Here is a 17,887-nt window from a genome sequence, read left to right as displayed (position 1 = left end):
TGCAGACGCCCCCCGCCCCGCCCATGCCCCCGCCGCCGCCGTTCCCGAAGATGCCCAAGATGCCGAAAATGCCGCCCATGCCGCCGATTCCGGGCTGGCCGCCCACGCCGCCGCGTTTTCCCGGCGCCTGACCCGGACGTGCGAGCCATGTCCGCCACCGCCCACCCGTCCGAGCTGTGCCGGGCCCGGCGCCGACTGCTCGGCGCCGCGCGCTGCCGCTTCGCCGAGGACAGCCTCGCCGACGCCGTCTCGGCGGGCCTGCGCCAGGCGGTCCTGTTCGGAACGGCCCTGGACACCTTCGCCTCGCACAATCCGTACCCGCACCTGCGCGTGTTCGAGATCGCGACCGAAGCCGAGTTCGACGTGCTTACCGGCACAACGGGTTTCGACCGCACGATGCCGGCGTTCCTGATCCGTCTCGGCGCGCCCGGCGCCGCGGCGGACGCCCTGCCGGACCCGAGCGCCCTCGCCGCCGGGAGCGAGATCGTCGTCGACTATCTACCGCGCCCGGGCACATCGGGCTCCGCCCTCGCGGCCGATGCCCGGTTCGAGGTGCTCGCGGACCTGGACTCGCACGCCCTGGCCGCGCGCTACCTGCACCGCCCGCTCGAGCTCACGGGCGCGCCCGAACCCCGGGTCGTGCGCGCCCGGGTCCGCGCTGTCGCACCCGCGTGCGAGGTCACGGGCCCATAGCGACACGCCGCCGGCTGCGGCGGAATGCAGCTACCTTCCAGTTACCCTCCGAATGGGACATTTCCGACCCATTGTCCCCAGGAGGAGTACCGATGCGCACACGGCTGCAACGCCTGGTCCTCACCGGCATTGCCACCGCTTCTACCCTGTTGCCCGTCGTCGCGGTCGGGTCGGCGACCCCGCCCGCCCCCGCGACCGGCGCGCACGGGGTGCTCGGCAAGGACTTCCTGTGGGGCGTAGCGGCTTCGGGCTTCCAGTCCGAGGGCTACCCGGCAGACAGCAACTGGCTGCGCTACATCCAGGCCAACCCCGACTGGGACCGGTACGAGGACTCGGTGGACTTCCGGTCGCGGTACCCCAACGACATCGCCCTGGCCGCCGGACTCGGGGTCAAGGTCTTCCGCATCGGCATCGAATGGGCCCGCGTGCAGCCCACCGCCGCCGCCTGGAGCGAAGAGGGTTTCCGCTTCTACGACTCGGTCATCCAGGCCATCCTGGACGCCGGCATGAAGCCGATGCTGACCCTGGACCACTGGGTCTACCCCGGGTGGGCCGCGGACCGCGGCGGCTGGAACAACCCCGGCATGGTGCAGGACTGGCTGGCCAACATGCGCACGGTGGTCGACCGGTACGCGCCGCTGAATCCGGTGTGGGTCACCATCAACGAGCCGGTCGCGTACATCATGCACGAGGTCAGACAGAACGGGACCGACGCACCCGCCATGCTGGACCTGGTCGCCATGGCGCACAACGAGATCTACGATTACATCCACCGCGTGCAGCCCGGCGCGCAGGTCACCAGCAACGTCGGGTACGTCGCGGGCGCCGAGCCCGAGGTGAACGGGCCGCTGATGGACAGGATCGGCGAGCGCCTGGACTTCATCGGCGTGGACTACTACTTCGGTTACGAGCCGCCCAACTCCAACGCCGTCTCCCACCGCCCCGACGGCTCGGTTCCCGCCCCGGCGGGCATGTGGGACCTGCCCGTGCGCCCCGAGGGCATCTACTATGCGCTGCAACACTATTCGCGCAAGTTCCCGGACAAGCCGCTGTGGATCGTGGAGAACGGCATGCCCACCGAGGGCGGCAAACCCCGCGCCGACGGCTACACCCGCTCGGATCACCTGCGCGACACCGTCTATTGGCTCCAGCGGGCCAAGATCGACGGGATGAACATCATCGGCTACAACTACTGGAGCCTCACCGACAATTACGAGTGGAGTTCCTACACACCGCGTTTCGGCCTCTACACCGTGGATGTGACCACCGATCCGAACCTGACCCGCACGCCCACCGACGCGGTGGACTCCTACCGCAACATCGTCACCACCGGCGGGGTTCCCGACTACTACATTCCGGTGCGCGCGCCCGCGCACGACTGCAACCTGGTCGATCCCCCCGCCAGCTGCGAATCCCCGGTGACGGTGCCCTAGCGGGCGCCCGTCACCCGAGACCCCTGCGCACAGCGCGTCGAAATTCTCGGCCCCCATCGAGCTACGCGATGGGGGCCGAGTCGCGCAGCGCGTGCGCGGCGCACGGGTCCCGGCTCGCGAATCCCGCGCCTCCGCCCGTTCGCTAGCATTTGATCAGCGCGCTGTGAGTCCACAACCGATCAGGGAGTAGACATGGCAGAGAATGTGCAGGTTTCCCCACCGGTCCAGGCGGTGGTCGACGCGATCAACGCCGCCGACACCGACGCGTTCGTCGAGGCATTCACCGAGGACGGGGTGGTCGACGACTGGGGCCGGCGGCTGAGCGGGCCGGCCGGGGTCCGGGACTGGGCGAATTCCGACGCGATCGGCGCGGGCGCCCGGATGACCGTCACCGGCGCCGAGACCGACGGCCCGGTCACCCATATCCGTTTCGGCTGGCGCAGCCGGGTGTTCAACGGTGACTCCGAAGCGTTCGTCACCGTCCGCGACGACAAGGTCTCGGAGTTCCGGATTCCGGCGGGCTAGCGCACCCCGGGCAGGTCAGTCGTCGAGATCGTCGAGTTCGCGCACGGCGCGTTCGATTTCCGCGGCCAGGGTCGCCCCGCCCACCTCGCGCGCGGCGGCCTGATAGCGCTCGCGGAATCGCACCAGGTCCGAGCGGACCCCTTCCCCGCCGTAGGTGGTGCCCACCGCGGCGCGGAAGGTCTTGACCATCTCATCGGCCAGGTCGGCCAGGCGGGTGCGGATCAGGGTGCGCAGGTCGCCGGACAGGGAGATGTCCGCGCCGACGTCGTAGAGCACGAGCGCGCCACTGAGCATGGGCGGCTCCGGGATTCGCCACTGCGTGCCGTGTGCGAGCACGTATCCGGCGGACTGCAACTCGTCCAGGATCTCGGGGCGGCGATCACCGAGCAACTCGCTCAGCTGCTCGTCGTCGACGATCATTCCGGCCTGGATGTCCCCGCTCTGATCGGCGTAGCGTGGGTCGAAGACCTTGCGCCACTCCCCGTCGGGGGCGGCTTCGGCCTCGAAGACCTCGCGGATCGCCTCGAGCCGCAGCCCCCGGCCCTGCATGGCCACGATCGCCTCGAGGCGTTCGAGGTGTTCGGCACCGTAGACCGCTTCCTTGCCGGCGCGGCCGGGCTTGGGCAGCACGCCGAGCGAGTGGTAGTAGCGGATGGTGCGTGCGGGCACCCCGCTGTAATCGGCGAGCTGGGAGCGGCTGTATCGATCCACCCGATCAGCATAGAGACCGCAACCGGCCAACGTTGACAGCTCCTACTGTCCGCGTTAGCGTAACCGCCGCCACACTGTCGACGACGACAAGGGAGTTTGCTATGCCCCAACGCGAGACCGATTTCGACGTACTCATCGTCGGATCCGGATTCGGCGGCAGTGTCACCGCGCTGCGTTTGATCGAGAAGGGATACCGGGTCGGTGTCCTCGAGGCCGGTCAGCGCTATGCCGATGACGAACTTCCCGAGACCAGTTGGGATCTGCGCAAATTCCTGTGGGCACCCAAATTGGGTTGCTTCGGTATTCAGCGTATTCACCCCTTGCGCGATGTGCTGATTCTGGCGGGCGCGGGCGTGGGCGGCGGTTCGCTCAATTACGCGAACACCCTCTATGTGCCCCCGACGCCGTTCTTCGAGGATTCGCAGTGGCGCGACATCACCGACTGGCGCGATGAGCTGATGCCCTATTACGACCAGGCCAAGAAGATGCTGGGCGTGGTGCAGAACCCGCACATGACCCCCGCGGACGAGGTGTTCAAGCAGGTCGCCGAGGACATGGGCGTCGGTGACACCTTCGTGCAGACCCCGGTCGGGGTGTTCTTCGGCGAACCGGGCAAGAAGGTCGCCGATCCGTTCTTCGGCGGCGTCGGCCCCGAGCGCACCGGCTGCATCGAATGCGGCGAGTGCATGACCGGGTGCCGCCACGGATCCAAGAACACCCTGGTCAAGAACTATCTGTACCTGGCGGAAAAGGCGGGCGCGCAGATCGTTCCGCTGACCACCGTGTCCGCGGTGCGCCCGCTGCGGGACGGCACCTGGGACGTGGAGACCGTGCGCACCGGCGCCTGGTTCCGCAAGCAGCCCAAGGTCTACACCGCCGGGCACGTGGTGCTGGCCGCGGGCACGCGCGGCACCCAGCAGCTGCTGTTCGCGATGCGCGATCAGGCGGTGCTGCCGGATCTGTCCTCGCGCCTGGGCGTGCTGACCCGCACGAACTCCGAGTCGATCGTGGGCGCGGCCACCCGCAAGGTGAATCCGGACCGCGATTTCACCCGCGGCGTGGCGATCACCTCCTCGATCCATCCGACCCCGGACACCCATATCGAGCCGGTGCGCTACGGCAAGGGCTCCAACGCCATGGGCCTGCTGCAGACCCTGATGGTCGACGGCGGCGGCCGCGTGCCGCGCTGGCTGCGGTTCCTGTGGACGGTGCTGTTGCATCCGCTGACGCTGCTGCAGTTCCTGTCGGTGAAGAACTGGAGCGAGCGGACCATCATCGCGCTGGTCATGCAGAACCTCGACAACTCGATCACCACGTACACCAAGCGCGGGCTGTTCGGGCGCACGCTGACCTCGAAACAGGGTCACGGCGAACCGAATCCGACGTGGATCCCGGCGGGCAACCAGGTCACCCGCGCGGTCGCGGACAAGATCGGCGGCGTGGCCGGCGGCTCCTGGGGCGAGGTGTTCAACATCCCGCTGACCGCGCACTTCCTGGGCGGGGCGGCGATCGGGGCGGACCCGCACACCGGTGTCATCGACCCGTACCACCGGGTCTACGGCTACCCCACCCTCAGCGTGGTGGACGGCGCTGCGGTGTCGGCGAATCTGGGTGTGAATCCGTCACTGACCATCACCGCGCAGGCCGAGCGCGCGGCGGCCATGTGGCCCAACAAGGGTGAGCTAGACACACGTCCGGCCCAGGGCAGCGCGTATCAGCGCATCGCGCCGGTGCGCCCGAACCAGCCGGTGGTCCCGGCCGGCGCCCCCGCGGCGCTGGTGCTGCCGATCATCGAGATCCGCACGCCCAGCACCGAATCCGCGTAGCGGCCGGTCGATCCGAGCATGCCCCGCTGTCACACCCTCGCGGTGTGCGGTGGGGCATCGTGCGTGAAGGGGGAGACGCGCACCTGTCGCACGGGGTCGCCGTCCCGTGCGAACGGGTGGTCAGCCCGCGTGTACGTGCGAGAACCCCATGGGTGAGGTCGGCGGCGGTACCGCCCCGACCGGCGCCCGGAATTCCTGCAGTGCGGGAAGCACATCCACGTGCCGGGCCGCGTAGCAGCGCACCTGCGGCAGCGCGTGCGCCACCTCGCTGCGCTCGAGCGGTTCGGAGTCGATGTACCCGACCTGGTCCAGGCCCACGCCCAGGGTCTGGGCGATACGGGTGATGGCGGCTGACTTCCGCCCCCACCCGACCTCGATCACCGCGAAACTGTCGTGCAATCCGTGCCTGCGCAATTGCGCGACGGTCCACTCTCCTTCACCGCGACTGGCCACCGCGTGCATGACGCCGCGTTCGCGCAGCAGGCGCAACGAACGCACCGCCTCCGCGCGCAGCGCCCCATCGGTGGAGTCGCACACCACTCCGTCCCACAGGGAGTTGTCCACCTCCCAGACAAGACATTTCACTGTCGGTGAGTTCATCCTGCCCCTATATCGATCCAGCCAACCCCATGGCGTGCGAACACGACCGCGGGCACGACAACCATTCCTCGGTACCACGGTTGCGCGACAGCCCCCACTTTCGGGAACCGCCCCGCGCGTGACATCGTAGGTGCCGTCTGGGTCAATGCACCAGCGCTGGCAAATGCGAGACAATTACGTTTCAATGGCCGAGATCGCATTCCGATCGCGCGGTTATCGCTGGTAGCTTCCGCCTCGGCACGGTTCGCAGCAGTGGAAGGGAGCCAAGCCCATGGGGCCGCGCGGGAAACTGACAGGTGGCTTGGCCGCGTTCGCGCTGGTGCTGGCCGGTTGCGGGGCGGCGGAGGAATCCGCGCCCATCGTGATCGGCTCCCTGGACTCCTCGGCCGCGCCCGCACCGGCTCCGGTGACCACGACCGTGGCCCGCAGCGCGCCGATCGCCGACCCCTCGACCGCGCCGGCTCCGGCGGTGGATCAGTTCGCCGATCAGGCCCTGATCGAGCGCACCGAGTGGACCGAGGCGGTCGACGGCACCCGGCTGCTGGTGTTCCCGACCGTGGCCGGGCGCAAGGACACCTTCCCCACCGCGGGCGAGCGCGCGTGGCAGGAAGTGCTCACCCTGTCCCCCGACGCCGACACCCCCGGCATGCGCGATCAGTTCATCTGCCACTGGGAGTGGGCGCGCGCGGTGGCGCCCAACAAGACCAGCTGGAATCTCGAGCCGTGGCGGCCCGCGGTGGGCTATCAGGAGACGGTGAACACGCTCTGCAATCCGGGCGGGCCCGAACGCTGAGCACTCGTTGCCCGCGGTAACGAGACGGGGCGGGCGAAAACTCTTGCCCGCGAGAACCTTCGAGCCGTTCGGCAATTGTGGGTATCGTTGGTGACGTCCAGCGCGTACTCCTCGGAGGGAGAGGCACGTTGCGCTCCCGTGTGCCTGACAGCCCGGCGATCCCCACGCCCCGCGCCCCGAGCGCGGCGCTGCCCCGCCACCTGTTCCCCGCGCTGACCGGCGCCGCGGAGGTCTATCTCGATTCCGCGGCCACCACCCAGAAACCGCGCCCGGTCCTCGAGGTCCTCGACCGCTATCACCGCGAGCGCACCGCCAACGCCGGGCGGGGCACCTATCCGTGGGCGAGCGCGATCACCCGCGAGGTCGAGGGCGTGCGCGAACGCATGGCCGGGTTCATCGGCGCGAGATCGGACGAGGTGGTGTTCACCGGCGGATCCACCGCGGCGCTGAACGCGGTGGCCCTGTCGTGGGGGCTGGCGAATCTACGCGACGGGGACGAGATCCTGTACAGCCCAACCGATCACGCCTCCAACGTGTATCCGTGGCTGCATCTGCGCCAGGTGCTGCGCGGGTTCGGGCGCACCGTGTGCCTGGTGCCCTACCGGGTGAACGCGATGGGTGAGGCCGACATCGCCGACATCGAGGCCAAGATCTCCCCGCGCACCCGGTTGATCACCGTTGCGCACCTGCATCACGTGTTCGGCGCGCTCAGCACGCTCGAAGAGCTCACCGGGCGCATCGATCCCGATATCGCCCTGTGTTTCGACTGCAGCCAGAGCGGCGGGCACCTGCCGGTGCGAGTGGACGAGCTCGGCGCGGATTTCGCGGTGTTCGCCGCGCACAAGATGTTCGGCGCCACCGGAACCGGGGTGCTGTACTGCGCCCGGCGACGTCACAGCGAACTCATCCCGTTTTTGCCGGGAGGCAATTCGGGTGTGTCCCTTGTAGATTCGAACTTCATGCCGGGACCGATGCCGCAGCTGCTCGAGGGCGGCACCCCGAACATCGCGGGCATTCTCGCACTCGGGGCGGCCCTGGACGTGCTCGAGGAGGTGGGCCTGGAGGTGATCCACTCCCACAATCGCGCCCTCACCCGGCGACTGCTCACCGCGCTGCGGCCGGTGCCGGGGCTCGAGTTCCTGCCCGGTCCGGCCCATGCCCCGTGCGAGACCGGCTACGGCATAGCGTCGTTCACCCTGGCCGGGATCAGCGCCGGGGATCTGGGGTTCGTGCTCGGCGAACTCGGGTTCCTGGTGCGTGCCGGTGCGCACTGCGTGCCCGAGGCGCGCGAGCTCGGCGACACCGACTCGGTGCGCGTGAGCACCCACCTCTACACCACCGACGACGAGATCGACCGGTTCACCGACTGCGTCACCACGATCGCCGAGGAGGTCTCCTGACCATGAACGGTCACCCGCCCCGCTACGAACGCCGCGCCGCCTCCCGGGTGCTGGCCGCCCTCGCCCGGCCCGGACTGTTCGGCGCCGCCGTGGCGCCCCCGGCCCGGCACATCGACTACACCTGCACCGCCATGGCTACCGAGCCCGGCTCACACCTGACCCTGTCCCAGCGGCTGTACCTCGAGCGGTACATGCGCCCGTGCCGGCCCGAACAGGTGGTCAGCGCCACCCACCGGGTGGTGTGGACCGACAGCGACGGGGTCCCCAACACCGGGCACTACCGCACCGGCGGGCTCGGTCCGATCGTGCCCATCGCGGTGCGCGAGACGGTGCTGGCGCTGTGGCACGCCCTCGAGGCCGATACCGGCCTGGCACAGCGGATCTCGGGCTTGAGCGCGCGCGATCACGCGGTGCTCGAGGGCACCACCACCGACCACGAACCCCTCGACATCTTCCGGGTCGGGATCGAGGCGACCGGGCGGGCGCTGGCCCAGCACGCGCTGCTGGCGCGCTGGACGCCCTATCGCACCGCGAACGAATTCGCGGTCGGCCTGCGCGATTCGAGCATCTACGGCGCGGTCGCGACCCGCTGGTACTGGGAGCTGCAGGCCTCGAGCTACCGGCGCGGGATGATCGCGGCCGGGTTCACCACTCAGCCCGACGGCACCGTGCGCTACTCGCTCGAGACGGTGGCCACCCTGCGCGCGATGAAGGACGCCACCATCGAGGACGCGCACCGGGTGATGCGCCGCGCGACGCTGGTGGAGAAGCTGTCGGTGGAGGAGGCGATCGCAAAGTACCACGACGAATTGGACGTGATCTCACGCCAGTACGCGCTGCTGCCCCCGGGCACGCGCCCGGCGTGCCTGGCCGCGATGCCGCATCAGCTCGACGGCCAGCACTACAGTCTGCTGCCGCTGGTGGTGGACAAATTCACCGAGTTGTTCACCGCGATCACCGACCGGCTCACCGTGGCCGAGGTACCCGCGCACGCCGGGGCCGAGACCGCCGAGCTCACCGCGGAGGATCAGGTGTTCTTCGTGCCGGACATGAACTGCAAGCACTGCGTGCGCACGATCACCGGGGTGCTCGAGTCCATGGGTATCGCGGTGCACGAGATCGACCTGCTCGGCAAGCGGGTGGTCGCGGAGTTCCGCAGTCCGCGCAACCGGCATCGCGCGTTCGAGGCGCTGCGCGACAGCGGCTACAACCCGGCCCAGGATTCGAGCGCGACCGCCGCCACCGAATCGGCCGTATGACCGCACCGGTTCCGCCGGCACTGCCGGCGCACACGCACGCACTGGTGCGCGCGTTCCTGGATTCGCCCGACACGGCGCACGCGCTCGTGCGGCGCTTCGGGTCCCCCGCGCACCTGGTGTTCCCGCAGGTGTTCGCCGACAATCTCGACCGGCTGCGGCGGGTGCTCGAGGCGCGCCCGATGCGCTATCGCATCTGCTACGCGCACAAGGTGAATCATTCGCGCGCGTTCGTGCGCACGGCCGAGCACGCCGGGATCGGGATCGACGTGGCCTCCCCGCAGGAGCTCGACAGTGCGCGCGGGGCCGGGTTCGGCTGTGAGCGCGTCGAGGTGACCGGGCCCAAGGGCGAGCAGTTCCTGCGCGCGCTGGCGCCCACCGGCGCCACGATCAACGTCGACAACGTGTGGGAGTTGCGGCGGGTCGCCGAGCTGGCGGACCCGGGCGCCCCGATCGCGGTCCTGGTGCGCCTGTGCGGGATTCCGGGTACGCCGGTGAGCCGGTTCGGGGTGCCGTTGACCGGGGTGGACGAGGTGTTCGAGGTGCTCGCGGCGCAGCGGGACCGGATCCGCTTTCGCGGGTTCGCCTTCCACATCGATTCCGGGGAGCCCGGGGAGCGCCTGCGCGCGGTGGAGGCGTGCCTGGAGCTGACCGAGCGGGCCTACGGGTACGGGCTGAGCCCGGCGGTGATCGATATCGGCGGCGGCTTCCGGCAGGTGTTCACCGCCGACGCCGGCGCCTTCGACGCGTACGTGATCGCGCTGCGCGAATCGCTGCTGGGCCGGGGTGAGCCGATGGCGTGGGGCGGCAACACCTTCGGGTTCCATCTCGACGGCAGCGCGATCCACGGCACCCCGGTCTTTCACAAGTACGCCAACACCGTGCCCGCGGACCGCATGCTCGCCGAGCTGCTCGATGCCGGGCTCGAGGCGCACGGCGGGCGCAGTTTCGCGCAGGTCGCGGCCGAGAATCTGCTCGAGGTGTGGCTCGAGCCGGGTAAGGCGCTGGTCGATCACGCCGGAATCACCGTGGCGCGCGTGGAATTCGTGAAGCAGACCGCGGACGGGAGCACCCTGGTCAATCTGGACCTGAGCCGTGACACCGTCACCCCGGCCGATCAGGAGGTGATGGTGGATCCGATTCTGGTGCCCGCGGGCACGAGCGACGGTGACGGGCCGATCGGGGTGTTCCTGGCCGGGCGGCTGTGCCTCGAGCGCGATCTGATCACCAATCACAAGGTGTGGCTGGCGCATCGGCCCCGGCCCGGTGATCTGGTCATCTTCCCCAACACCGGCGCCTATCACATGGACCTGTCGGCGGCGCGTGCGTCCATGCACGCGCTGCCGCCCAAACTCGCGGTGTCGCACAGCGCGAGCGCCGGATTCCGGGTGTGCCCCGATCACGAGTACGAACCCGCGGACGTGGACGTGGTGACCGGGCACGGGGTGCAGTGATGCGCTACGACCACATCACCGAACTCATCGGCAACACTCCCCTGCTGCGCCTGGATCCGGCGGTGCACGGGCTCGCGCACGTGGAGCTGTACGCGAAGCTGGAGTCCTGCAACCCCTTCGGCTCGGTCAAGGACCGGGTCGCCTGGGGCATGATCCGCGACGAACTCGCCGAGATCGTGGCGCGCGAGCAGAGCCTGATCGAGGCCTCGAGCGGCAATACCGCCAAGGCGCTGCGCATTCTGGGCGCGATGCACGGGATCGGGTTGCGGGCGGTCACCAATCGCATCCGGGTCACCGAGGTGCGTGAGCTGCTGCAGGTGTTCGGCACCGATATCGAAGAGCTGCCCGGGCTCTCGGAGTGCCCGGACCCGACCGCGCCGAACGATGTGTACTCGGTGATCGACGCGACCATGGCGCGCGCGCCCGGGGCGTGGCATCACCCTTCGCAGTACACGAGCGAGAAGAACATCGAGGCGCACTACGAGGGCACCGGGCGCGAGATCCACGAGGATCTGGCCCGCGACGGGATCACCCGGGTGGACTATCTGATCGGCGGGCTGGGCACCACCGGCTCCACCCGCGGGGCGGCGACGTTCCTGCGCAAACACAATCCCGAACTGCGGACCGTGGCGGTGGTGTCCGAACGTGGGGACTTCATTCCCGGGATCCGCTCGGAGACCGAGCTGTGGGACGTGGGGTTGTTCCGGCCCGAGTTCTACGACCGTATCCTTCCCGTGGAGGCCGGGGCCGCGGTGGACGCGACCCTCGAGCTGGCCACCCGGTACGGGGTGCTGGCCGGGCCGACCAGCGGGGCCGCGTACGCCGCGACCCTGGAACACCTGGGCGCGGTGGAGCATTCGGGTGAGCGTCCGCTGGTCGCGGTGTTCATCGTGTGCGACCGGCTCGAGCCCTACCTGTCCTACATTCGCAAACGCCGCCCCGAGCTCTTCGGCCGCACCGCGCGCCCCGCGCCCCCGGCGGCCCCGGAACTGGCCGCCACCCCCACCCTGACCCCCGACGCCCTCGAGACCCTCGATCGCGAGGCCCGCCCCACCGTGGTCGACACCCGCGGCGCGATGGCCTATCGGATCGCGCACGTGCCCGGCGCGCTGAATATTCGCGACGATCACCTCGAGGACATGTTCACCCACGGCATCCCCTTCTCCCGCTCGCGCCCACTGGTTTTCGTGTGCCCGGTGGGCGAGCTGTCGCTGCGGTTCGCGGCCCAGGCCCGCCGCGCGGGCTACGACGCCTACAGCCTGGCCGGGGGGATCGCGGCCTGGCGCGACAGCGGCAAGCCGATGGAATCCGCGCCTCGGGGTACGTGAGTCGGCTGCCATGGCCCGGAACGGGCCTGCTCGCCGGGCGACCGCCGTGCCGATGCTCGGATGACGCTCGGCACAGGGCGGGCGCCGGCACCGGATGGCACGGCGACAGCCCGCACGGGTCCGCGAATCGCGGGTGGCGGGCGCTGGACGGTCCACACCGTTCTATCTCGGTGTCGTCGTATGCGGTTCGGCCACACCGGTTCGCGCGCGAGGCGCAGTGAAAATCGCGCCGGGATCCATCGCTCGGACAACCCCGAAGCTCGACGATCGATCCGGCCGCACTCGGCGGCTGTGTCGGTAGCCGAGGGCGCGGGTTGAATCCGCCGGACCGGCCGGGTCGCACCGGCCGGTCGGTTGGTGGATTCGGCGCTGCCCCTGGCACGATGTGATCTTGTGGAATGGGCATTGGGACTGGTCGTGCTCGTGGGGGCCGCGGTCGCGCTGGCGGCCCTGGCCCGGCGGATCGGGGTCGGGGAACCGTTCGTGCTCACCGTGGCGGGGGTGATCGGCTCCTACCTGTGGTTCGTGCCGGAGTTCGACATCGAACCCGAGCTCGTGCTGCTGGGGTTGCTGCCGCCGCTGCTGTACACCACCGCGATCCGCACCTCGCTGATCGATTTCCGGCCCAAGAAGGTCTCGATCACGCTGCTGTCGGTGGGGCTGGTGCTGTTCACCACCTTCGCCGTGGCGGGGGTCGTGGTGTGGCTGCTGCCGGTGCCGTTCGCGGCCGCGGTCGCACTCGGCGCGGTCGTGGCCCCGCCGGACGCGGTCGCGGCCACCGCGGTCGCCCGGCGCGTGGGCATGCCGCGGCGGCTGATCACCCTGCTCGAAGGCGAGTCGCTGTTCAACGACGCGACCGCGCTGGTGACCCTGCGTACCGCGATCGCGGCCATGGCGGGCACCGTCACGATCTGGGAGGCGGGCGGGGACTTCCTCGGCGCGGCCGGTGGCGGCGCGCTGATCGGGGTCGCGGCCGCGATGTTCCTGATGTTCCTGCGCCGGCGCATCACCGACCCGGTCCTGGACACGAGCGTGTCGCTGCTGGCGCCGTGGATCGCGTACCTGCCCGCCGAGCGCTTCCACGCCTCGGGGGTGATCGCGGTGGTCACGTGCGGGCTGATCCTGGGCCACGGCGCCCCGCGCTGGCAGTCCGCGGCCTCGCGCATCGCCGAGCAGACCAATTGGCGCACCATCCAATTCATTCTCGAGAGCACGGTGTTCCTGCTCATCGGCCTACAGGTGCGCCACATCGTCGAGGACGCCTGGAACAGCGACCTGCCCCACACCACGCTGCTGATCACGTGCGTGGCGGTGCTGGCCACGGTGATCCTCTCGCGCCCGATCTGGATGTTCCCGGCCACCCATCTGGCCTGGCGGATCGAGGGCCGCCGGCGTGGGGCGCCGCGCCCGCACTGGACCGGGCCCGCGGTGCTGTCGTGGGCCGGGATGCGCGGGGTGGTGACCCTGGCCGCGGCGCTGCTACTGCCCGCCGACACACCCGAGCTGGCCACCCTGATCCTGCTCGCGGTCGTGGTGGTGGCCGGAACATTGCTGCTGCAGGGGCTTTCGCTGCCGCTGCTGGTGCGCACGCTGAAACTGCGCGGACCCAGCCGCGCGGAGGATCTGCTGCAGGAGGCCAATCTGCTGCAGCAGGCCACCAGCGCCGGATTGGCCGCGCTCGAGGCCAACATCGCCCCCGAGACCCCGCCGGAGGTGGTGGCCGCGCTGCGCCAGCGCGTGGAATATCGGGCCCGTTCGGCGTGGGAGTTGCTGGGGCGCTCGGAATCCCAGCGCGTCACCCCCGGCGGGGAGTACCGGCGCCTGCGCCTGGCCATGCTGGCCGCCGAACGCGAAACCATTCTGCGCGTGCGTGATTCGGGTGTGGTCGACCACGAGGTGCTGCAGGAGGTGATGGCGACCCTGGACCTCGAGGAATCGACCATCGACCGCGTGCTCGAGACCGACTCCGACGAGGACGAGCTGCTGGGCGCGCCCGTCACCGCGGGCTGCGAGCATCTGCGCGCGGCCCCGCTCACCGCGGTGCCGGATCTGCCCGACGCGTGCGCGGAATGCCTGGCCGAAGGCCTGGTGTGGGTGCATCTGCGCATGTGCCTGAGCTGCGGGCACGTGGCCTGCTGCGATTCCTCGGTCGGCAATCACGCCACCAAGCACTTTCATCACAGCGGACATCCGGTCATGCGCAGCGTGGAGCCGGGCGAATCGTGGCGCTGGTGCTACCTGGACGAACAGCTCGGATAGCGACCCGATAGCAAGAGATCACCAACACCGTTGCGCCCCAATCGATTACCGAACAAGTAGTCCGATATCGGGTGTGCCGGGGCGCGCGAGCGCCGACACTGGCCTGTACGCGCCACTGTCTTCGCGCGTTTCCACCGGCATTTCCCAAGGGGATGATCGCAATGATCCGGTACCGCACCTCCGCCCTCGCCGCCGCCGTCGCCGCCCTGGCCGGCACCCTGGTATTGACCGCGCCCGGCGCGAACGCGCAAGTCTGGCGCGTGGACGTCTCGGCCGGGACCTCCATCGGACTGGGCACCTCACAGTTCGGCTCGGGCTGCTCCTACACGGTGACCGTGCAGGGCCGCCCGGGTGACGGGGCCTGGTTCTACGACGTCGAGGGCTACGGCACCTTCAGCCCGCAGTGGGTGAGCATCGGCGCCGACGGGCGCGCCTCGACCACCTGGACCCCGCACTCGGCGGGCTGGCATCGGATCTACGCCGATTCCTACTACGGCGGCGCGAGCTCGGGCTCTATCAACGTGGGTACCGGGATCAACCTGGGCAGTGCCTGCGTGGTGGTGTGAGGCGGGGTTCGTCTCGGTGTTCGGCACCGGGTGTGCGCGCGCACCCGGCGCCGGGCACTACCCTGGACCCGGTGCAGACAGGCCAGCCCTCCCCCGACGCCGAACCCCGCATCTGGGGTGGAACCACGCTCACCGAACGCCGTGAGGCACGCCGGACCGCGCTGCTCGAGGCGGCACTGGACCTGATCGGGGAATCGGGCGCGGGCGCGGTGACCATGCGGGCGGTGTGCCGGCGGGCCAATCTCACCGACCGCTACTTCTACGAATCGTTCGCCAGCCGCGACGAACTCCTCGATGTGCTGTACCGCCAGATCGCCGAGGAGTTCCTCGAGCCGATGACCGCGTTCGCGGTGGCCGATGATCCGACCCGCGATCGGGCGCTGTCGCAGGTGCTGGTCGACAAGGTCCTGCAGGATCCGCGTAAGTCGCGGTTGTTCCTGGTGGAGCCGTACTCCTCGACCGGGCTGGGGCAGACCACGATCGCGGTGATGCCCGCGTTCACGCGCTTGATCCAGGATCATCTGTTCGCCCATATCGAGGATCCGACGCGGCGGCGGCTGGCCGCGGTGACCATGGCCAGCGGCAATGCGGGCATGTTCTCGGCGTGGCTCAACGGCACGTTGCGCGCGAGCCGCGAGCAGATCGTGGATCACCTGGTGCAGACGATCTCGGCCTATCGCGGGATCTACCGGTAGATCGGTCCCCGGCGGATCCCGCGATGGGCGCGATGCGGCATCGAGCGGATGGTCAGGTGCGTTCGAGGCAGAGCATCGAGGTCGCGCCGTGCTGGAACTCGAACTCGACCGGGGTGACGCGGGCACGGACCCCGTCGCGTGCCAGATCCGCGGACAGGGCCGCGACGAGGTGCTCGCACGAGCCGCCCAGGTAGTCCACGAGGGGGAACACCCGGACCCCTCCGGCGCTCACGCGCAGCAGTTCGCGCAGCGCCGCGAGATGGAATTCGTGGTCCAGGCGGTCGGCGTAGGTGAACAGCAGATGTGAGCTCAGCACCAGGTCGAAGTGCCCGTCGGCGAAGTCGAGCGCGGGCAGCTGCCCGGGGATGTATCGCTGCGGCCGCGCGCGCAGATCGCCGAGAAACAGGTCCGCGGCCACCTCGCGCATGCGCTGATGTCCGCCGATGTCGCCGTAGAAATCCCAGACGAACCGCTCCGGATGCGCGGTGGCCCAACCGGTATCGTCGATCGCCGCACGCACCTGGCCCGCGATCTCGCCCGCACCCAGCGCGTACACCGGATCCACCGCGATCACCTCGGCGCCGAGCGCGGCCGCCTCGGCCGCGAAACTCGATCCGCCGCCCGGGCAATCGAGGATCCGCCCGCGCACCTGCTCGTCCCCGAGCCCGAACATGGCCCGGTATTCGGCCAGAGACCGTGCGGTGATCACGTATTCGCCCGCGGGAATGGTCCCGTCCTGCTGCTCCATACCGCGCACCGTACGCACCCGGTCTCGGGAACCGCGAACCAATTTCACCGTGATGGTCCCCGGCCGAGTCCTGAATTCGCGCGCCTGCCGGGCCTTTCCGCCCCGAATCGGGCGGGTTATGTCGAATTCGGCGGGCCGGCCCGCGCACGACGAGCCGGACTACACCCGCCCCTGCCCGCCGCGCCGGCCCGGGGAACCCTACCGGTCCACTCTCGCTTGGTTGCCGAATTCCATTGTCGCTGTATGTGTTCAGCCCGGGTCGATGTCCCGCACAACCGTGCTCCGCACGCCGGTGCTGGTGACCGCCGGATTCGGCGGCGGGTCCAGCGAGAGGCGCAGTTTGGGCATCGGGTCGAGCCGATCTGGCCCGGGCGGGACCCACACGCTGCGATGCCATTCGAAGTGCAGGTGCGGGGCGACCCCGCCGTTGGTGGCCGGGTTCGGGTTGACGTACCCGATCCGCTGGCCCGGGCGCACCCACTGCCCGACCCCGACCTCCCGCACGATGTGCCCGTACACGGTGGTCCCGTTGCCCTGTTGCGAGGGATGGTCGATCACCACCCACCCCGCCGGGTCCGGCCCGCCGAATCCCGTTGCGGCCCCGGTCATCACCACGGTCCCGCCCTGCACCGCGTACACCGCCCGCCCACCCGACCCGCCGGGAAATCCGAAGTCCACGCCCCAGTGGAAGTCCCCGCCCCGGGGCCCGAACCCGCTCGTGAGCACCCGCCCGCGCTCCAGTGGCCAGTACCGAGGCATCGCACCATCTCCCTCACCCGGGGCACCTCGTCCCACCGTACTGTGCCACGGCCCGGCACCGGACCCGAATCCCGCACCGCCGCAGTACAACCCGATGTCGCAGCCGACGCCATGCAGCATCGGTCGTGCAAGTCATCTCACGGGCCGAGCCGGTGAAGAGGTCGAGCCACTCGCGCTGCGAGTCCCGCCGCGGCTCCGGCGACACCACCGATCATGCAGCCCGCGATCGGAATAGGCGTTCCGGCAATGCATCCCGCAGCGGCCGTCGCACCGATGACCGGGCTCGCTCGAGGCCGAGGTGGAGCGGCCGGTGCGATGGGAGGCGCCACCACCTTCCTCTCGCGGGGTGCGCCGCATGGACCGCGTTCGCGGTGGGCCGATCTCGCGGTGTTCGCCGGTGCGGCGGGTCGGTCTGGATGAGTGGTACAGGTACCGTGCTCGCGCGCAATAAATTTGCTGACTGATCGCTTCTTTCGGCACTGTCCCGGCCCGCCGGTTCGGCCGGGCCACAGTCGAGTCCTACTGCGACCCGGGCCACAGCGGGTTGCGCCGGGGGTGGGTGCGGGTGTTTACTCGCTGACGCAAGGTGCCGTCGTTAGCTGAGGCTCCTCTGCGGATACAGGCCGGCGACCCCAAATGTCGAGAGACGCCCCGGGTCAGGACAGGTCTCCCCGAGCTAAGGGGTGATCCCGACCGGCTCCCACGCCTGGTGCGATGGGTTTACGCCGTGGAGTGCCAAAGGTCTTACGAGGGGTGGTGTCCTTTTCCGGCGGAAGTCGCCGTTCCCACCCTCTGGCGCGTGCGCGCGGTCGAGGAGGTGGTTGTCATGCCCGGTGGATTG

General features: G+C 69.8%; 16 protein-coding genes and 1 riboswitch. Of the genes, 12 read left to right on the top strand and 4 right to left on the bottom strand.

Annotated features, from left to right (window positions below; all coding sequences use genetic code 11):
* The first annotated feature begins 147 nt into the window (after positions 1 to 147).
* The 3 genes from ACWIGI_RS21915 (at position 148) to ACWIGI_RS21905 (ending at position 2,651) form a co-directional block, all read left to right on the top strand.
* Positions 148 to 693: a class I SAM-dependent methyltransferase gene (locus ACWIGI_RS21915; RefSeq protein ID WP_454204284.1), complete on the top strand. Its 546-nt coding sequence runs from the start codon at positions 148 to 150 to the stop codon at positions 691 to 693.
* Positions 694 to 785: 92 nt separating this feature from the next.
* Positions 786 to 2,126, top strand: a complete 1,341-nt coding sequence (locus tag ACWIGI_RS21910) for a family 1 glycosylhydrolase (protein ID WP_454204283.1) — start codon at positions 786 to 788, stop codon at positions 2,124 to 2,126.
* 192 nt (positions 2,127 to 2,318) lie between these two features.
* The gene (locus ACWIGI_RS21905; protein WP_454204282.1) at positions 2,319 to 2,651 is read left to right on the top strand and encodes a nuclear transport factor 2 family protein; all 333 of its coding nucleotides are present in this window, start codon (positions 2,319 to 2,321) and stop codon (positions 2,649 to 2,651) included.
* Between the two features lie 15 nt (positions 2,652 to 2,666).
* Here the strand turns inward: ACWIGI_RS21905 and ACWIGI_RS21900 are convergent, their stop codons facing one another.
* Positions 2,667 to 3,362 carry a MerR family transcriptional regulator gene (locus tag ACWIGI_RS21900; protein ID WP_454204281.1) on the bottom strand — a complete coding sequence of 232 codons (696 nt, stop codon included), beginning with the start codon at positions 3,360 to 3,362 and terminating at the stop codon, positions 2,667 to 2,669.
* 101 nt (positions 3,363 to 3,463) lie between these two features.
* Between ACWIGI_RS21900 and ACWIGI_RS21895 the strand changes: the two genes are divergently transcribed.
* Entirely contained in the window at positions 3,464 to 5,188 is a 1,725-nt protein-coding gene (locus ACWIGI_RS21895) for a GMC oxidoreductase (protein ID WP_454204280.1), read from the top strand.
* 120 nt (positions 5,189 to 5,308) lie between these two features.
* Here ACWIGI_RS21895 and ACWIGI_RS21890 read toward each other — a convergent pair whose 3' ends face one another.
* Positions 5,309 to 5,788, bottom strand: a complete 480-nt coding sequence (locus ACWIGI_RS21890; protein ID WP_454204279.1) for a hypothetical protein — start codon at positions 5,786 to 5,788, stop codon at positions 5,309 to 5,311.
* 271 nt (positions 5,789 to 6,059) lie between these two features.
* Here ACWIGI_RS21890 and ACWIGI_RS21885 point away from each other — a divergent pair, with 271 nt between their 5' ends.
* The 8 genes from ACWIGI_RS21885 (at position 6,060) to ACWIGI_RS21850 (ending at position 15,539) form a co-directional block, all read left to right on the top strand.
* Positions 6,060 to 6,581, top strand: a complete 522-nt coding sequence (locus tag ACWIGI_RS21885; protein ID WP_454204278.1) for a DUF2599 domain-containing protein — start codon at positions 6,060 to 6,062, stop codon at positions 6,579 to 6,581.
* 140 nt (positions 6,582 to 6,721) lie between these two features.
* Complete coding sequence (locus tag ACWIGI_RS21880) at positions 6,722 to 7,981, top strand: aminotransferase class V-fold PLP-dependent enzyme (protein ID WP_454204277.1); 1,260 nt, start codon at positions 6,722 to 6,724, stop codon at positions 7,979 to 7,981.
* A 2-nt stretch (positions 7,982 to 7,983) separates the two neighbouring features.
* Positions 7,984 to 9,240 carry a heavy-metal-associated domain-containing protein gene (locus ACWIGI_RS21875; RefSeq protein ID WP_454204276.1) on the top strand — a complete coding sequence of 419 codons (1,257 nt, stop codon included), beginning with the start codon at positions 7,984 to 7,986 and terminating at the stop codon, positions 9,238 to 9,240.
* On the top strand, positions 9,237 to 10,691 hold the full coding sequence (locus tag ACWIGI_RS21870) for a decarboxylase (protein ID WP_454204275.1): 1,455 nt from the start codon (positions 9,237 to 9,239) through the stop codon (positions 10,689 to 10,691). Before ACWIGI_RS21875 ends, ACWIGI_RS21870 begins: the two co-directional genes overlap by 4 nt.
* Positions 10,691 to 12,019: a pyridoxal-phosphate dependent enzyme gene (locus tag ACWIGI_RS21865; RefSeq protein WP_454204274.1), complete on the top strand. Its 1,329-nt coding sequence runs from the start codon at positions 10,691 to 10,693 to the stop codon at positions 12,017 to 12,019. The genes ACWIGI_RS21870 and ACWIGI_RS21865 overlap by 1 nt, the downstream gene beginning before the upstream one ends.
* Positions 12,020 to 12,412: 393 nt before the next feature.
* Positions 12,413 to 14,278: a Na+/H+ antiporter gene (locus tag ACWIGI_RS21860; protein ID WP_454204273.1), complete on the top strand. Its 1,866-nt coding sequence runs from the start codon at positions 12,413 to 12,415 to the stop codon at positions 14,276 to 14,278.
* A gap of 161 nt (positions 14,279 to 14,439) precedes the next feature.
* A complete protein-coding gene (locus ACWIGI_RS21855; RefSeq protein WP_454204272.1) occupies positions 14,440 to 14,844 on the top strand; it encodes a hypothetical protein in 405 nt (134 codons plus the stop codon).
* A 71-nt stretch (positions 14,845 to 14,915) separates the two neighbouring features.
* Positions 14,916 to 15,539, top strand: coding sequence for a TetR/AcrR family transcriptional regulator (locus ACWIGI_RS21850; protein ID WP_454204271.1), 624 nt, complete (start codon positions 14,916 to 14,918; stop codon positions 15,537 to 15,539).
* Positions 15,540 to 15,591: 52 nt separating this feature from the next.
* Here ACWIGI_RS21850 and ACWIGI_RS21845 read toward each other — a convergent pair whose 3' ends face one another.
* On the bottom strand, positions 15,592 to 16,287 hold the full coding sequence (locus ACWIGI_RS21845; RefSeq protein ID WP_454204270.1) for a hypothetical protein: 696 nt from the start codon (positions 16,285 to 16,287) through the stop codon (positions 15,592 to 15,594).
* A 249-nt stretch (positions 16,288 to 16,536) separates the two neighbouring features.
* The gene (locus tag ACWIGI_RS21840; protein WP_454204269.1) at positions 16,537 to 17,046 is read right to left on the bottom strand and encodes a murein hydrolase activator EnvC family protein; all 510 of its coding nucleotides are present in this window, start codon (positions 17,044 to 17,046) and stop codon (positions 16,537 to 16,539) included.
* A gap of 584 nt (positions 17,047 to 17,630) precedes the next feature.
* Positions 17,631 to 17,808: riboswitch (M-box (ykoK) riboswitch) on the top strand.
* The last annotated feature ends 79 nt before the right edge of the window (positions 17,809 to 17,887 follow it).

This window comes from Nocardia sp. NPDC055321, from assembly GCF_053645575.1.
The sequence above is the reverse complement of the archived record's forward strand: the minus strand, read 5'-3'. Positions and strand labels throughout refer to the sequence as shown.

What these genes read in the sequence shown, in the direction of transcription:
- ACWIGI_RS21915 (WP_454204284.1), top strand. Translation starts at nt 148, where the DNA reads ATGTCCGCCACCGCCCACCCGTCCGAGCTGTGCCGGGCCCGGCGCCGA.
- ACWIGI_RS21910 (WP_454204283.1), top strand. Translation starts at nt 786, where the DNA reads ATGCGCACACGGCTGCAACGCCTGGTCCTCACCGGCATTGCCACCGCT.
- ACWIGI_RS21905 (WP_454204282.1), top strand. Translation starts at nt 2,319, where the DNA reads ATGGCAGAGAATGTGCAGGTTTCCCCACCGGTCCAGGCGGTGGTCGAC.
- ACWIGI_RS21895 (WP_454204280.1), top strand. Translation starts at nt 3,464, where the DNA reads ATGCCCCAACGCGAGACCGATTTCGACGTACTCATCGTCGGATCCGGA.
- ACWIGI_RS21890 (WP_454204279.1), bottom strand. Translation starts at nt 5,788, where the DNA reads ATGAACTCACCGACAGTGAAATGTCTTGTCTGGGAGGTGGACAACTCC.
- ACWIGI_RS21885 (WP_454204278.1), top strand. Translation starts at nt 6,060, where the DNA reads ATGGGGCCGCGCGGGAAACTGACAGGTGGCTTGGCCGCGTTCGCGCTG.
- ACWIGI_RS21875 (WP_454204276.1), top strand. Translation starts at nt 7,984, where the DNA reads ATGAACGGTCACCCGCCCCGCTACGAACGCCGCGCCGCCTCCCGGGTG.
- ACWIGI_RS21870 (WP_454204275.1), top strand. Translation starts at nt 9,237, where the DNA reads ATGACCGCACCGGTTCCGCCGGCACTGCCGGCGCACACGCACGCACTG.
- ACWIGI_RS21865 (WP_454204274.1), top strand. Translation starts at nt 10,691, where the DNA reads ATGCGCTACGACCACATCACCGAACTCATCGGCAACACTCCCCTGCTG.
- ACWIGI_RS21855 (WP_454204272.1), top strand. Translation starts at nt 14,440, where the DNA reads ATGATCCGGTACCGCACCTCCGCCCTCGCCGCCGCCGTCGCCGCCCTG.
- ACWIGI_RS21845 (WP_454204270.1), bottom strand. Translation starts at nt 16,287, where the DNA reads ATGGAGCAGCAGGACGGGACCATTCCCGCGGGCGAATACGTGATCACC.
- ACWIGI_RS21840 (WP_454204269.1), bottom strand. Translation starts at nt 17,046, where the DNA reads ATGCCTCGGTACTGGCCACTGGAGCGCGGGCGGGTGCTCACGAGCGGG.